Raw genomic sequence first — 13,349 nt, forward strand, 5'->3', positions numbered from 1 at the left:
AGGCGATCGGATTCTTATGTCCTAGACGGCAGGTCTCCTGGCTCGCGGGTCATCGCCTGGGTGCCGCCTTCCCGGGAATATCCCAGTGGTTTTCGGCCGAGGCTCGTCGCTTACAGTTGCGGGGACAGCCGCGGATTTGAAATCGAGATTTCGCACCGCATTCCCTCTTGGCCCTTGCCGTTGCGGGCAGGGGACCGTCTGGAACGGATTTAGGCTTGTGGAGGCAGTCGTGTCAACGCACGTCTATGACGCGGCGATATCCGCGAGCGAACGGCCGAGGTCGCCGGCAGCGGTCACCTCGATGCGTTCCAGGCCGAGCCAGCCCTGCATCTGCTTCAATTCTTCGAAAAGCTCGGCTGCGGTTTGCAGCGAGGCGCCGGGCTCCGCATAGGCGGCATGGACGCGCAGTACGCCGGCCGGGCGGTCGGCCCTGAGGTCAACGCGCCCGACGATGCTGTCGCCGAACAGGAACGGCAGCACGTAATAGCCATACCGGCGCTTTTCGGCCGGCGTGTAGATCTCGATGCGGTAGTGGAAATCGAACAAGCGCTCGGTGCGCGACCGCTCGAAGACGACAGGATCGAACGGCGCGAGCAAGGCGCGCGCCTCGATCTTGCGCGGTAAACGGGCGTCCTTGTGGAGATAGGCTGTTTTGTTCCAGCCTTCGACGCTCACCGGCAACAGGTCGCCGGCCTCGACCAACTCCTCGATGCGGCCCTTGATGTCGGCCGGCGACAGCCGGAAATAGTCGCGCAGGTCTCCTGCCGTGGCGATGCCGTGGGCGCGGGCCGAGATGCGCAGCAATTCGCGATGTGCATCCTCGGGACAGGGAACCGGTAGCGCGAGTACCGCCGGCGGCAGCACGCGCTCCGGCAGATCGTAGAACCGCTCGAAGCCGCGGCGATGCGCAGTGGTGATGCGGCCGGCCCAGAACAGCCATTCGAAGGCGTGCTTGGCATGGCTCCAGCCCCACCAGCCGCCCGAACCCTTCTGCCCTTCGAAAGCCGACGCTGCGATCGGGCCTCGTTCGGCGACCTCGCGAGAGATGTCTTCGATATAGGCGGCGTGCTCGCGGCCCCATTTGGCCAGTCCGCTGTACATTTCGTCGCCGCGTTCGGCCCGCTGCATGCGCCAGCGCATCAGCGGATAGGTCTCGACCGGCAAGAACGAGGCTTCATGCGCCCAATACTCGAAGACCATGCGCTTGCGCGTGACGGCGGCGTTGTCGAGCAACGCCAGCTTGTAAGGGCCAAGCCGCGAATAAAGAGGCATATAATGGGCGCGCACCACGGCGCTGACGGAATCGATCTGCAGCAGGCCGGTACGGGCAAGCACGCGGGCCAGATGCCGGCGGTCAGGCGTGCCGGTGGGGCGCGGGTCGTTGAATCCCTGTGCCGCGAGCGCAATGCGACGGGCCATGGCAAGCGAGATTTTTTCCTTCATGAAGGCGGCATCCAGACGATGTTAGACGAGAAAATGACCTGCGATTCCGTGCCATGCTAACAGGGTTTTGGCGGCATCCATGTCAGGAGAGAAAAGTGGAGTAAAAAGTGAAGGAAATCAAACAGGAGCGGATCGGACCAGTTTTCCCGGATATGCCGTTCCAGCACCGCGATTTGAACAAGGTTTGACTTGCTTCGCCGAAAGCGCTGCGCTAACCCTCGCCGCGTTGCAGCATAGAGCCCCCTTAAAACGGTTCAGTGGTTAAACTGTCACGCTTCCGCAAGTGGGTCCGGTGCTGTAATCAGAGTGGATTGGCCGCAACGGAAAGCTGCAGAATGAACGCATTGTTGAGTTCGTACCTGCCCATCGTCCTGTTCATCGGCGTGGCGCTGGTCGTCGGACTGGCGCTGCTCGCCGCACCCTTCCTGGTGGCCTACCGCAACCCCGATCCGGAAAAGCTTTCGGCCTATGAGTGCGGCTTCAACTCGTTCGACGACGCCCGCATGAAGTTCGATATCCGCTTCTACCTGGTGTCGATCCTGTTCATCATCTTCGATCTGGAGGTGGCCTTCCTGTTTCCTTGGGCGGTGTCGTTCAGTCAGATCGGCATGCTCGGTTTCTGGTCGATGATGGTGTTTTTGGCGGTGCTGACCATCGGCTTTGCCTATGAATGGAAAAAAGGAGCGCTGGAATGGGATTGAACGACAGTTCCGGCACGCTCGTCGCGCCGAAGCCCAAGGGCCTCATCGACCCCAACACCGGCAGGCCGGTAGGGTCCGACGATCCATTCTTCCTGGAGATCAACAACGAGCTCGCCGACAAGGGCTTTCTCGTCACCTCGACCGAGGCGCTGATCACCTGGGCGCGCAGCGGCTCGCTGATGTTCATGACGTTTGGCCTCGCCTGCTGCGCCGTCGAGATGATCCATACGTCGATGCCGCGCTATGACTCGGAGAGGTTCGGTGTCGCGCCGCGCGCGTCCCCGCGCCAGTCCGACATCATGATCGTTGCCGGCACGCTGACCAACAAGATGGCGCCCGCGCTGCGCAAGGTCTACGATCAGATGCCGGAGCCGCGCTACGTCATCTCGATGGGCTCATGCGCCAATGGCGGCGGCTATTATCATTATTCCTATTCGGTGGTGCGCGGCTGCGACCGCATCGTGCCGGTCGACATCTACGTGCCCGGCTGCCCGCCGAGCGCCGAAGCGCTGCTTTACGGCATCCTTCTGCTGCAGAAGAAGATCCGCCGCACCGGCACGATCGAGCGGTAAATCGCCGTGGATGAAGATGGGATTATTCATGGCAACCCTAAGCCTTGGCTGGATTTGATGTTCAAGACGTCTGAACAGCGATTTGTAAAAACGGACGCCGGTTCGACGTTTTATTCTTCTGCGCTTTTAGCAGATACGAAATTTGGTGCTGCTGGTCTCGGTGTCGACATTCGACTAAATGATTGGGAGGCTGAGCCGACAAGCGACCCACGAATAGTCTTTTATCATGGCGACGTGAGACTGCGTTCGCTTGGCGATCGAACCAAGAACCTGATTGCTGAAATGTCGGCCAAGCTTTCCTCTTCGGCGCCGGGCCAGGGAGCAGTTACCGAAAAGTTGTTTGTGGAGTGCGTTGCCCTGAACGGGGACCCGGCAAACCTCGAAACCCGGCAGTTTGTCGGAAAGCTGTTTTTTGGCGAGCTGGGTGACGATGATGAATGCCAGGTTTTTTTGACCATTGACGCGGCCACGGAGAGCGGTTGGTTCGGTGAGAAAGATCCGGAAGACTCACGCAAGATTCTGGACTGGTTGGCGAGGCTGTCATGACCCAGGCGTTGAATGATCTCTCGACCTATCTCGGCGAGAAACTGGTCGGCCGGATCGGCGAGGCGGTATTCGCCTATGGCGAACTCACCATCCCAGTCGAGCCGCGCGACCTGATCGAGGTGGTCACCTTCCTGCGCGACGATCCGAAATGCCAGTTCATCTCGATCATCGACGTTTGCGGCGCCGATTATCCGTCGCGGGCAAAGCGCTTCGACGTGGTCTATCATTTGCTGTCGCCGAGACAGAATATCCGCGTCCGCATCAAGGTCCAGGCCGACGAAGAGACGCTCGTGCCGTCGATCACCGGGATTTATCCCGGCGCCGACTGGTTCGAGCGCGAGACCTACGATCTCTACGGCGTGCTGTTTTCAGGCCATCCGGATCTGCGGCGGATTCTGACCGATTACGGCTTTGAAGGCCATCCGCTGCGCAAGGACTTTCCGCTGACCGGCTTCGTCGAGGTGCGTTACGACGACGAAGCCAAGCGCGTCATCTACGAGCCGGTCGAGCTCAAACAGGAATTCCGCAATTTCGATTTTCTCAGCCCTTGGGAGGGGACGGATTACGTCCTTCCAGGCGACGAAAAAGCCAAGACGAATTGAGACGCCAAAATGGCTGAGACTTCCGTTCGCAACTTCAATATCAACTTTGGGCCTCAGCACCCTGCTGCCCATGGTGTTTTGCGGTTGGTTCTAGAACTCGACGGCGAAGTCGTCGATCGCGTCGATCCGCATATCGGGCTGTTGCATCGCGGCACGGAAAAGCTGATCGAGCATAAGACTTACCTGCAGGCCGTGCCCTATCTCGACCGGCTCGACTATTGCGCGCCGATGAACCAGGAGCATGCCTTCGCGCTTGCCGCGGAGCGGCTGCTCGGTATCGAGGTGCCGAAGCGGGGGCAGTTGATCCGAGTTCTCTACTCCGAGATCGGCCGCATCATGTCGCACATCCTCAATGTGACGACGCAGGCGATGGATGTCGGCGCGCTGACGCCGCCGCTGTGGGGCTTTGTCGAGCGCGAAAAGCTAATGGTGTTCTATGAGCGCGCCTCGGGCTCGCGCATGCATGCTGCCTATTTCCGCCCCGGGGGCGTGCATCAGGATCTGCCGCAGAAGCTGATCGAGGACATCGGCAAGTGGATCGACCCATTCCTGAAATCGGTCGACGATCTCGACGCGCTTTTGACCGGCAACCGTATCTTCAAGCAGCGCAATGTCGACATTGCCACCGTCTCCTTGGCGGACGCCTGGGCCTGGGGTTTTTCCGGCGTCATGGTGCGCGGCTCGGGCGCGCCGTGGGACCTGCGCAAATCGCAGCCTTACGAATGCTATGCCGAGCTGGATTTCGACATTCCGATCGGCAAGAACGGCGACTGTTTCGACCGTTATCTGGTGCGCATGGAAGAGATGCGGCAGTCGGCAAAAATCATGCGCCAGTGCGTCGACCTGTTGCTCGGCAAGGAGGGCAGCGGGCCGGTGTCGAACCTCGACGGCAAGGTGGTGCCGCCGAAGCGTTCGGCGATGAAGCGCTCGATGGAAGCGCTGATCCATCACTTCAAGCTCTACACCGAAGGCTACCGCGTGCCGGCCGGCGAGGTCTATGCGGCCGTCGAGGCGCCGAAAGGCGAGTTCGGCGTCTATCTCGTCTCCGACGGCACCAACAAGCCCTATCGCTGCAAGCTGCGCGCGCCCGGCTTCGCGCATCTCCAGGCCATGGACTTTTTGTGTCGCGGCCACATGTTGGCCGACGTTACCGCTGTGCTTGGTTCCCTCGACATCGTGTTTGGTGAGGTGGATCGGTAGCAATGAACGCGCTTGTTACCGCAGCGGTTCTGACCATGGCGGCCCAAGTTCCTGCTTGGGCCCCGGATGGTCGATTGCTTTCGCGAGACCTGCTCAAGATCGGGTTTGAGCTGGTCTCGGAGGGCGACTTGCTGATGGGGCGTACATACGAGAGGCATGCGCCGATGGATGAGGGGATGGGTTTTCATTCTCTTCCGTGTCCGATCGAGTCGTTTGTTGCCCAAGTGCCCAGCCGGCCGAGGCCTTACTGTGTCTCTTGGGTTGACGATCGTTATGATGAATACATCCGTCTGAAGCGCGGTAAGGAAGAGTTTGTATGCGTGTTAGGGCAATCTGAGAACTGCTATCGCGTCTCCAGTTCGGTTCAATAAGAAACATAAAAGCGAAACTCCATGTCAGTCCGCCGTCTCGCAGAAGCCAGCCTCCAGCCAGCCTCCTTCGCCTTCAACCGGGCGAATGCGGCAGCGGCGAAGCAGTGGATCAAGAAATATCCGAAGGGACGCGAGCAATCCGCGATCATCCCCTTGCTGATGCTGGCGCAGGAACAGGAAGGCTGGGTGACCAAGGCGGCGATCGAAACGATCTCCGACATGCTCGACATGCCCTATATCCGTGGGCTGGAAGTCGCCACCTTCTATACCCAGTACCAGCTCAATCCGGTCGGCACCCGCGCGCATATCCAGGTCTGCGGCACCACGCCCTGCATGCTGCGCGGCTCGGAAGCGCTGATGGATGTCTGCCGCTCGAAGATCCATCACGACCAGTTTCACACCAACGACAAGGGCACGCTGTCGTGGGAGGAGGTCGAGTGCCTCGGCGCCTGCGTCAACGCACCGATGGTGATGATATTCAAGGACACCTATGAGGATTTGACGCCGGAGCGGCTTGCCGAGATCATCGACCTCTATGACGCCGGCAAAGGTGCTTCGGTGACGCCAGGACCGCAAAACGGCCGCATCACCTCGGAGCCGGCCAGCGGCCTGACGACCCTCAAGAGCGAAAAGGCGATCCTCAAGGCGACCCGCGACCGGGAAACCAGGGCGGCGACCAAGGCCGCCAAGGATGCAGAGCCGGCGGCTGCCGCCGCAGCATCAGTTCCGCCAGCTGCTCCTGCCGCGCCGGCGCCGGTTGCGCCCTCGAATGCCAGCAAGCCGAAGACCGACGCGGTCGAGACCAACCCGGCGCTGAAATCGCCGTCGGCGACGAAAGTCGCGCCCGCGGCGGAAAGGGCGGCGAGCGTCGCAGCGCCTCTGCATTCGGCCGCCAATGCCAACAAGGCCGAACCGCAGGTCGAGGACGTCTCGAAACAGCGCAGAGGCCCCAAGAACAAGGCCGAGCCGGCGTCTGCTTTCAAAGCGCCGGAGGCCAAGGTTAAACCGGCGAAGGCTGCCGCCAAGGCGACCAAACCGTCGCTCGGAAACAAGAGCCGGCCGACCGGCAAGAAGCCGGTCTGAGGAACGAGCAATGCTTCAGGACAGAGACCGCATCTTCAACAACATCTACGGCCGCTTCGACAAGTCGCTGGCCGGTGCCATGGCGCGCGGCGCCTGGGACAACACGCCCGGCATCGTTGCCAAGGGGCGCGAGTGGATCGTCAACGAGATGAAGGCATCGGGCCTGCGCGGCCGCGGCGGTGCCGGTTTCCCGACCGGGCTGAAATGGTCGTTCATGCCCAAACAAAGCGACGGCCGGCCGAGCTATCTCGTCGTCAATGCCGACGAGTCCGAGCCCGGTACCTGCAAGGACCGCGACATACTGCGCCACGACCCGCACACGCTGGTCGAAGGCTGCCTGCTTGCCGGCTTCGCCATGGGCGCGGTCGCAGCCTACATCTATGTGCGCGGCGAGTTCATCCGCGAGCGCGAGGCGCTGCAGCGCGCCATCGACGAGGCCTATGCGGCCAAGCTGATCGGCAAGAACAACACATCCGGCTACGATTTCGACATCTACATGCATCACGGCGCCGGCGCCTATATCTGCGGCGAGGAGACGGCGCTGCTCGAAAGCCTCGAGGGCAAAAAGGGCCAGCCGCGGCTGAAGCCGCCATTTCCGGCAAATGTCGGCCTCTATGGCTGCCCGACGACAGTCAACAATGTCGAGTCCATCGCTGTCGCGCCGACCATCCTGCGCCGCGGTGCCGCCTGGTTCTCGTCCTTCGGCCGGCCCAACAATGTCGGCACGAAACTGTTCTGCATCTCCGGCCACGTCAACAATCCGTGCACCGTCGAAGAGGCGATGTCGATCCCGTTCCGCGAGCTGATCGAGACACATTGCGGCGGCATCCGCGGCGGCTGGGACAATCTGCTGGCGGTCATTCCGGGCGGCGCCTCGGTGCCGCTGGTGCCGGCCGAGCAAATCATCGACGCGCCGATGGATTTCGACGCGCTGCGCGATCTGAAATCGGGCCTCGGCACGGCGGCTGTCATCGTCATGGACAAATCGACCGATATCGTGAAAGCGATCGCGCGGCTTTCCTACTTCTACAAGCACGAAAGCTGCGGTCAGTGCACGCCCTGCCGTGAAGGCACCGGCTGGATGTGGCGGGTGATGGAGCGGCTGGTGCGCGGCGAAGCGCAGAAGCGCGAGATCGACATGCTGCTCGACGTGACGAAGCAGGTCGAGGGCCACACGATCTGCGCACTGGGCGACGCGGCGGCGTGGCCGATCCAGGGCCTGATGCGGCATTTCCGCGGCGAGGTGGAGCGGCGCATCGACGAGTTTTCGCGCAACGCGCACCGTGCCGAACCGGTGCTGGCGGCGGCGGAATAGAAGTATTCAAAATGCGGACGAATGTCCGACACGAGGAAACGAGCGCGGGGCAGACGGAAACGACCAGGAGACCACCTATGTCGCTGTTTTCGACACCCGACGATTTTACGCCCGATATGGACCCGTTGTTGAAGATGAACCAGGATCTGACCAGGATGATGCCGAAGGAGATGGCCAATGCCGTCAATCTCCTGGCGCATCCTGTCGCGGGCGCGGCGGCGATGACGGCACTCGGCATCGGTCTTGCCAACCACGCCTTTGGCATCTGGATGGGCGTGCTTTCGGGCGCGGCCGAAACCTCGCAGCGGCTTTGGCAGCCGGTCGCCGAGGATTTCGAGGCCCGGACGGAACGCTTTTCCGCGACCGGCAAAAGCTCCTCGACAAAGGCGCGCGCAGCGACCAAAACCCTGATTGCCGAGGCGCAGTCCTTCGCCAACGATGTGACCGACATTGCGACGAGCACCGCGGCGCGGAGCTTGGCGAATGCGAGCACCGTTGCAGCGGATGCGTCGGCCGGGCTGATGCCGGAAGATTTCAAGCAGCCCAGGCCGATGGATCGGCCAGCCAAGCCCGCCGACCTCAAGGCGATATCGGGCATCGGGCCGAAACTGGAAAAGTTGCTGAACGGCCTTGGCATCTGGACATACGCCCAGATCGCCGCGTGGACGCCGCAAGAGATCGCCTGGGTCGAAGATTACCTGTCGTTGAAGGGCCGCATCGGCCGTGACGGCTGGATCGGTCAGGCGGCCGCGTTGGCCGGGGCCAAAAAGTGAATTCAATATCGTGCGCGGTCTCGGCTGCGCCCGGAAGGAAAGATTGCGGAACGTCCGCAGGGGTTTGAGGCGAAATGGCAAAGCTCAAGGTCGACGGGAAAGAGATCACTGTACCCGACCATTACACGCTGCTGCAGGCGGCCGAGGACGCCGGCGCAGAAGTGCCGCGCTTCTGCTTCCACGAGCGGCTGTCGATCGCCGGCAATTGCCGCATGTGCCTGATTGAGGTGAAAGGCGGCCCGCCCAAGCCGCAGGCGTCCTGCGCCATGGGCGTGCGCGACCTGCGCCCCGGCCCGAACGGCGAGCCGCCGGAAATCTTCACCAACACGCCGATGGTCAAGAAGGCGCGCGAAGGCGTGATGGAATTCCTGCTGATCAACCATCCGCTGGACTGCCCGATCTGCGACCAGGGCGGCGAGTGCGACCTGCAGGACCAGGCGATGGCGTTCGGAGTCGATTCCTCGCGCTACCATGAGAACAAGCGGGCGGTCGAAGACAAGTATATCGGGCCGCTGGTCAAGACGATCATGAACCGCTGCATCCATTGCACGCGCTGCGTCCGCTTCACCACCGAGATTGCCGGCATATCCGAGCTCGGCCTGATCGGCCGCGGCGAGGATGCCGAGATCACCACCTATCTCGAAAGCGCGATGACTTCGGAACTGCAGGGCAATGTCATCGACCTTTGCCCGGTCGGTGCGCTGACCTCCAAACCGTACGCCTTCCAGGCACGGCCGTGGGAACTGACCAAGACCGAATCCATCGACGTGATGGACGCCGTCGGCTCCGCGATCCGTGTCGATAGCCGGGGCCGCGAAGTGATGCGCATCCTGCCGCGTACCAACGAGGCGGTGAACGAGGAATGGATTTCCGACAAGACCCGCTTCGTCTGGGACGGCTTGCGCACGCAGCGCCTCGACCGCCCCTATGTGCGCAAGGACGGCAGACTGGCCCCGGCAAGCTGGGCCGAGGCTTTTGCCGCGATCAAGGAAGCGGTGTCGAATGCGGCACCCGAAAAGATCGGTGCCATTGCCGGCGATCTTGCCGCCGTCGAGGAGATCTACGCGCTGAAGCTTCTGATGGCTTCGCTCGGCTCGAAGAACACCGACTGCCGCCAGGACGGCGCCGCACTCGATCCGTCGCTCGGCCGGGCGAGCTATGTGTTCAACCCGACCATCGAAGGCATCGAACAGGCCGATGCGGTGCTGATCATCGGCGCCAATCCGCGCTTCGAGGCATCCTTGCTCAACGCCCGCATCCGCAAGCGCTGGCGGGCCGGCAATCTGCCGGTCGGCGTCATCGGCGACGTCGGCGATACGCGCTATGATTACGAGCAGCTCGGCGCCGGGCCGGAATCGCTGAAGGATCTGGCCGACGGCAACGGCAAGTTCTTCCAGCTACTGAAGAAGGCGACGCATCCGCTGATCATCGTCGGCCAGGGTGCGCTGGCGCGTCCGGACGGCGCGGCCGTGCTTGGCCAGGCGGCGAAGCTCGCCGTCGCCGTCAATGCCGCAAGGGCCGACTGGAACGGTTTTGCCGTACTGCACACCGCGGCGGCGCGGGTCGGCGGCCTCGATGTCGGCTTCGTGCCGGGCGAGGGCGGCAGGAATGTCGCCGGCATGCTCGGCGAGACCGATGTGCTGTTCCTGCTCGGTGCCGACGAAATCGACATGGCCAAGACCGGCGGCGCTTTCGTCGTCTATATCGGCACGCATGGCGACAAGGGCGCGCATCGCGCCAACGTCATCCTGCCGGGTGCCGCCTATACCGAGAAGTCGGGCACCTTCGTCAACACCGAGGGCCGCGTGCAGCAGACCAACCGGGCCGGCTTTGCGCCCGGCGAAGCGCGCGAGGACTGGGCGATCCTTCGGGCACTGTCGGATGTGCTGGGCAAGAAGCTACCGTTCGATTCGCTGCCGCAGCTGCGCGCAAAGCTCTATGGCGAATACCCGCATCTCGCCCGCATCGACCATGTCGCTGCCGGCGACCCGGCCGACATCGCCAGGGTGGCCAAGCTCGGCGGAAGGCTGAACAAGGGCACCTTCACCTCGCCGGTCAAGGATTTCTACCTGACCAACCCGATCGCGCGGGCGTCAGCGGTGATGGCGGAGTGTTCGGCCTTGGCGAAGAACGGCTTCAGGCAGGCGGCGGAGTAGACATGGACACCTTCTTCTCCTTCTACGTGCTGCCGGCGCTGCTGATTCTTCTGAAATCGGTCGTGCTGATCGTCGTGCTTCTGATCTTCGTCGCCTATGTGCTTTACGCCGACCGCAAGATCTGGGCGGCGGTGCAATTGCGCCGCGGCCCGAACGTCGTCGGCCCGTGGGGCACGCTGCAGGCCTTCGCCGATCTGCTGAAATTCGTCTTCAAGGAACCGGTGATCCCGTCCGGCGCCAACAAGGGCGTTTTCCTGCTGGCGCCCTTGGTGTCGGCGGTGCTTGCGATCTCTGCCTGGGCGGTGATCCCGGTCAATGAAGGCTGGGCGATCGCCAACGTCAATGTCGGCATCCTCTATGTCTTCGCCATCTCCTCGCTCGAGGTCTATGGCGTCATCATGGGCGGCTGGGCCTCCAATTCGAAATACCCGTTCCTTGGCGCGCTGCGCTCGGCGGCGCAGATGGTGTCCTACGAAGTCTCGATCGGTTTCGTCATCGTCACCGTGCTGCTTTGCGTCGGCTCGCTCAACCTGTCCGACATCGTCTTGTCGCAACAGGACGGGCTGGGCACGCGGCTCGGCCTGCCCAACACCTTCCTCGACTGGCATTGGCTGTCGCTGTTCCCGATGTTCATCGTCTTCTTCATCTCGGCGTTGGCCGAGACCAACCGGCCGCCCTTCGACCTTGTGGAAGCCGAATCGGAACTCGTCGCCGGCCATATGGTCGAATATTCCTCGACGCCGTTCCTGTTGTTCTTCCTCGGCGAATATGTCGCCGTCGTCCTGATGTGCGCACTGGCCACCATATTGTTCCTCGGCGGATGGCTGCCGCCCTTCGACTTCGCACCCTTCACCTGGGTGCCGGGGCTCATCTGGTTCGTGCTCAAGGTCTGCCTGGTGTTCTTCATGTTCTCCATGGTGAAGGCGTTCGTGCCGCGCTATCGCTACGACCAGCTGATGCGGCTCGGCTGGAAGGTCTTCCTGCCGATCTCGCTGTTCATGGTGGTCGCCACCGCCGCCTTTCTCAAACTCACCGGGTTTGCCTGATGTCAGCATTATCCCAGGCCGCCAAGTCACTGCTTTTGCAGGATTTCGTCAGCGCTTTCTTCCTGTCGATGCGCCAGTTCTTCGCGCCGAAGGAGACGATCAACTATCCGCATGAAAAGGGGCCGGTCAGCCCGCGCTTCCGCGGCGAACATGCGCTGCGCCGCTATCCGAACGGCGAGGAACGCTGCATCGCCTGCAAACTGTGCGAGGCGATCTGCCCGGCACAGGCCATCACCATCGAAGCCGGCCCACGCCGCAACGACGGCACACGGCGCACCGTGCGCTACGACATCGATATGGTGAAATGCATTTATTGCGGCTTCTGCCAGGAAGCCTGCCCGGTCGACGCCATTGTCGAGGGGCCGAATTTCGAATTCGCGACGGAAACGCGCGAGGAGCTTTATTACGACAAGGACAGGCTCCTGGCCAATGGCGACCGCTGGGAGCGTGAGCTGGCGCGCAACATCTCGCTGGATGCGCCTTACCGCTGATATTTGACGCATGGACGGGGCGAGGGGCCTGGTTTAAGGAACACGCAACTTGCCGACCGGAGGCGGTGGCAAAAAACAGGACGAACGTCCTGTTCTGACAGGAAACCCGGGGGAACCCATGCTGAGTGGACTAGAGGCGGCCTTTTTCTACCTCTTCGCCTTTGTCGCGGTGGCATCGGCGTTCATGGTCATTTCGGCGCGCAATCCCGTGCATTCGGTGCTGTTCCTGATCCTGACCTTCTTCAACGCCGCCGGCCTGTTCATGCTGACCGGCGCCGAGTTCCTGGCGATGATCCTGCTCGTCGTCTATGTCGGCGCGGTGCTGGTGCTGTTCCTGTTCGTCGTCATGATGCTCGACGTCGACTTCGCCGAAATGAAGGAAGGCGCCCTGCAATATGCACCGATCGGCGCGCTGGTCGGGCTGATCCTGGCGGCGGAGCTGATCGTGGTGCTCGGCGGCTATACATTCGCGCCGAAACTGGCGGCGACGGTCGCGAAACCCATTCCGGACCTGGCCGCGCGGTCGAACACGGCAGCGCTCGGCGACATCCTCTATACGGATTACCTCTATTACTTCCAGGTAGCGGGGCTGGTGCTGCTGGTCGCCATGATCGGCGCCATCGTGCTGACGCTGCGCCACAAGCCGGGCGTCAAGCGGCAGTCGATCGCCGCCCAGGTCGGCCGCACGGCGGCAACCGGAGTGGAAATCCGCAAGGTCAAGACGGGCGAAGGAGTCTGAGATGGTCGTCGGCATCGCGCACTACCTGACCGTATCGGCGATCCTGTTCACGCTCGGCGTGTTCGGCATCTTCCTGAACCGCAGGAACGTCATCGTCATCCTGATGTCGATCGAGCTGATCCTGCTTGCGGTCAACATCAATTTCGTCGCCTTTTCGGCGGCGCTCGGCGATTTGGTCGGCCAGGTGTTCGCACTGTTCGTGCTGACGGTCGCGGCGGCCGAAGCGGCGATCGGCCTTGCCATTCTCGTCGTCTTCTTCCGCAACCGCGGCTCGATCGCGGTCGAAGACGTGAACATGATGAAGGGTTGAC

15 protein-coding genes and 1 riboswitch are annotated in these 13,349 nt (G+C 62.2%); of the genes, 14 read left to right on the forward strand and 1 reads right to left on the reverse strand.

From position 1 onward, the window contains the following. Window positions 1-10: 10 nt before the first annotated feature. A riboswitch (cobalamin riboswitch) is annotated at window positions 11-214 on the reverse strand. A gap of 29 nt (window positions 215-243) precedes the next feature. After that, window positions 244-1,443 carry a winged helix-turn-helix domain-containing protein gene (locus tag NKI47_RS10210; RefSeq protein WP_352589690.1) on the reverse strand — a complete coding sequence of 400 codons (1,200 nt, stop codon included), beginning with the start codon at window positions 1,441-1,443 and terminating at the stop codon, window positions 244-246. 335 nt (window positions 1,444-1,778) lie between these two features. Between NKI47_RS10210 and NKI47_RS10215 the strand changes: the two genes are divergently transcribed. From NKI47_RS10215 to nuoK, 14 genes are all read left to right on the forward strand, one after another. Continuing rightward, entirely contained in the window at window positions 1,779-2,144 is a 366-nt protein-coding gene (locus tag NKI47_RS10215; protein WP_023798850.1) for an NADH-quinone oxidoreductase subunit A, read from the forward strand. Then, entirely contained in the window at window positions 2,135-2,716 is a 582-nt protein-coding gene (locus NKI47_RS10220) for a NuoB/complex I 20 kDa subunit family protein (RefSeq protein WP_023670824.1), read from the forward strand. Before NKI47_RS10215 ends, NKI47_RS10220 begins: the two co-directional genes overlap by 10 nt. A 6-nt stretch (window positions 2,717-2,722) precedes the next feature. Beyond that, window positions 2,723-3,262 (forward strand): hypothetical protein, encoded by a 540-nt coding sequence (locus NKI47_RS10225; protein WP_352589693.1) that lies wholly within the window; start codon window positions 2,723-2,725, stop codon window positions 3,260-3,262. Continuing rightward, on the forward strand, window positions 3,259-3,864 hold the full coding sequence (locus tag NKI47_RS10230) for an NADH-quinone oxidoreductase subunit C (RefSeq protein WP_352570385.1): 606 nt from the start codon (window positions 3,259-3,261) through the stop codon (window positions 3,862-3,864). The genes NKI47_RS10225 and NKI47_RS10230 overlap by 4 nt, the downstream gene beginning before the upstream one ends. A gap of 9 nt (window positions 3,865-3,873) precedes the next feature. Further along, entirely contained in the window at window positions 3,874-5,064 is a 1,191-nt protein-coding gene (locus tag NKI47_RS10235) for an NADH-quinone oxidoreductase subunit D (RefSeq protein ID WP_352589696.1), read from the forward strand. Window positions 5,065-5,066: 2 nt separating this feature from the next. Beyond that, the gene (locus NKI47_RS10240) at window positions 5,067-5,435 is read left to right on the forward strand and encodes a hypothetical protein (protein ID WP_352589699.1); all 369 of its coding nucleotides are present in this window, start codon (window positions 5,067-5,069) and stop codon (window positions 5,433-5,435) included. 21 nt (window positions 5,436-5,456) lie between these two features. Then, window positions 5,457-6,518 carry an NADH-quinone oxidoreductase subunit NuoE gene (gene nuoE, locus NKI47_RS10245; protein ID WP_352589702.1) on the forward strand — a complete coding sequence of 354 codons (1,062 nt, stop codon included), beginning with the start codon at window positions 5,457-5,459 and terminating at the stop codon, window positions 6,516-6,518. A 10-nt stretch (window positions 6,519-6,528) separates the two neighbouring features. Further along, complete coding sequence (nuoF, locus tag NKI47_RS10250; RefSeq protein WP_023676626.1) at window positions 6,529-7,833, forward strand: NADH-quinone oxidoreductase subunit NuoF; 1,305 nt, start codon at window positions 6,529-6,531, stop codon at window positions 7,831-7,833. 77 nt (window positions 7,834-7,910) lie between these two features. Beyond that, window positions 7,911-8,606, forward strand: coding sequence for a helix-hairpin-helix domain-containing protein (locus NKI47_RS10255; protein ID WP_352589705.1), 696 nt, complete (start codon window positions 7,911-7,913; stop codon window positions 8,604-8,606). A 74-nt stretch (window positions 8,607-8,680) separates the two neighbouring features. Beyond that, on the forward strand, window positions 8,681-10,762 hold the full coding sequence (nuoG, locus tag NKI47_RS10260; RefSeq protein WP_352589708.1) for an NADH-quinone oxidoreductase subunit NuoG: 2,082 nt from the start codon (window positions 8,681-8,683) through the stop codon (window positions 10,760-10,762). A gap of 2 nt (window positions 10,763-10,764) precedes the next feature. Further along, the gene (nuoH, locus tag NKI47_RS10265; protein WP_023676623.1) at window positions 10,765-11,808 is read left to right on the forward strand and encodes an NADH-quinone oxidoreductase subunit NuoH; all 1,044 of its coding nucleotides are present in this window, start codon (window positions 10,765-10,767) and stop codon (window positions 11,806-11,808) included. Further along, entirely contained in the window at window positions 11,808-12,299 is a 492-nt protein-coding gene (gene nuoI / locus NKI47_RS10270) for an NADH-quinone oxidoreductase subunit NuoI (RefSeq protein WP_023676622.1), read from the forward strand. The genes nuoH and nuoI overlap by 1 nt, the downstream gene beginning before the upstream one ends. 118 nt (window positions 12,300-12,417) lie before the next feature. After that, window positions 12,418-13,038 (forward strand): NADH-quinone oxidoreductase subunit J, encoded by a 621-nt coding sequence (locus tag NKI47_RS10275; RefSeq protein WP_023676621.1) that lies wholly within the window; start codon window positions 12,418-12,420, stop codon window positions 13,036-13,038. Between the two features lies 1 nt (window position 13,039). Then, complete coding sequence (gene nuoK / locus NKI47_RS10280; RefSeq protein ID WP_023676620.1) at window positions 13,040-13,348, forward strand: NADH-quinone oxidoreductase subunit NuoK; 309 nt, start codon at window positions 13,040-13,042, stop codon at window positions 13,346-13,348. Window position 13,349: the final 1 nt, after the last annotated feature.

This window comes from Mesorhizobium sp. M0633 (assembly GCF_040320645.1).
Classification (GTDB): Bacteria; Pseudomonadota; Alphaproteobacteria; order Rhizobiales; family Rhizobiaceae; genus Mesorhizobium.

Coding starts and splice junctions, on each gene's coding strand:
- NKI47_RS10255 (WP_352589705.1), top strand. CDS start 7,911: ATGTCGCTGTTTTCGACACCCGACGATTTTACGCCCGATATGGACCCG.
- NKI47_RS10230 (WP_352570385.1), top strand. CDS start 3,259: ATGACCCAGGCGTTGAATGATCTCTCGACCTATCTCGGCGAGAAACTG.
- NKI47_RS10215 (WP_023798850.1), top strand. CDS start 1,779: ATGAACGCATTGTTGAGTTCGTACCTGCCCATCGTCCTGTTCATCGGC.
- nuoH (WP_023676623.1), top strand. CDS start 10,765: ATGGACACCTTCTTCTCCTTCTACGTGCTGCCGGCGCTGCTGATTCTT.
- nuoI (WP_023676622.1), top strand. CDS start 11,808: ATGTCAGCATTATCCCAGGCCGCCAAGTCACTGCTTTTGCAGGATTTC.
- nuoF (WP_023676626.1), top strand. CDS start 6,529: ATGCTTCAGGACAGAGACCGCATCTTCAACAACATCTACGGCCGCTTC.
- NKI47_RS10210 (WP_352589690.1), bottom strand. CDS start 1,443: ATGAAGGAAAAAATCTCGCTTGCCATGGCCCGTCGCATTGCGCTCGCG.
- nuoG (WP_352589708.1), top strand. CDS start 8,681: ATGGCAAAGCTCAAGGTCGACGGGAAAGAGATCACTGTACCCGACCAT.
- NKI47_RS10235 (WP_352589696.1), top strand. CDS start 3,874: ATGGCTGAGACTTCCGTTCGCAACTTCAATATCAACTTTGGGCCTCAG.
- NKI47_RS10240 (WP_352589699.1), top strand. CDS start 5,067: ATGAACGCGCTTGTTACCGCAGCGGTTCTGACCATGGCGGCCCAAGTT.
- nuoE (WP_352589702.1), top strand. CDS start 5,457: ATGTCAGTCCGCCGTCTCGCAGAAGCCAGCCTCCAGCCAGCCTCCTTC.
- NKI47_RS10220 (WP_023670824.1), top strand. CDS start 2,135: ATGGGATTGAACGACAGTTCCGGCACGCTCGTCGCGCCGAAGCCCAAG.
- nuoK (WP_023676620.1), top strand. CDS start 13,040: ATGGTCGTCGGCATCGCGCACTACCTGACCGTATCGGCGATCCTGTTC.
- NKI47_RS10275 (WP_023676621.1), top strand. CDS start 12,418: ATGCTGAGTGGACTAGAGGCGGCCTTTTTCTACCTCTTCGCCTTTGTC.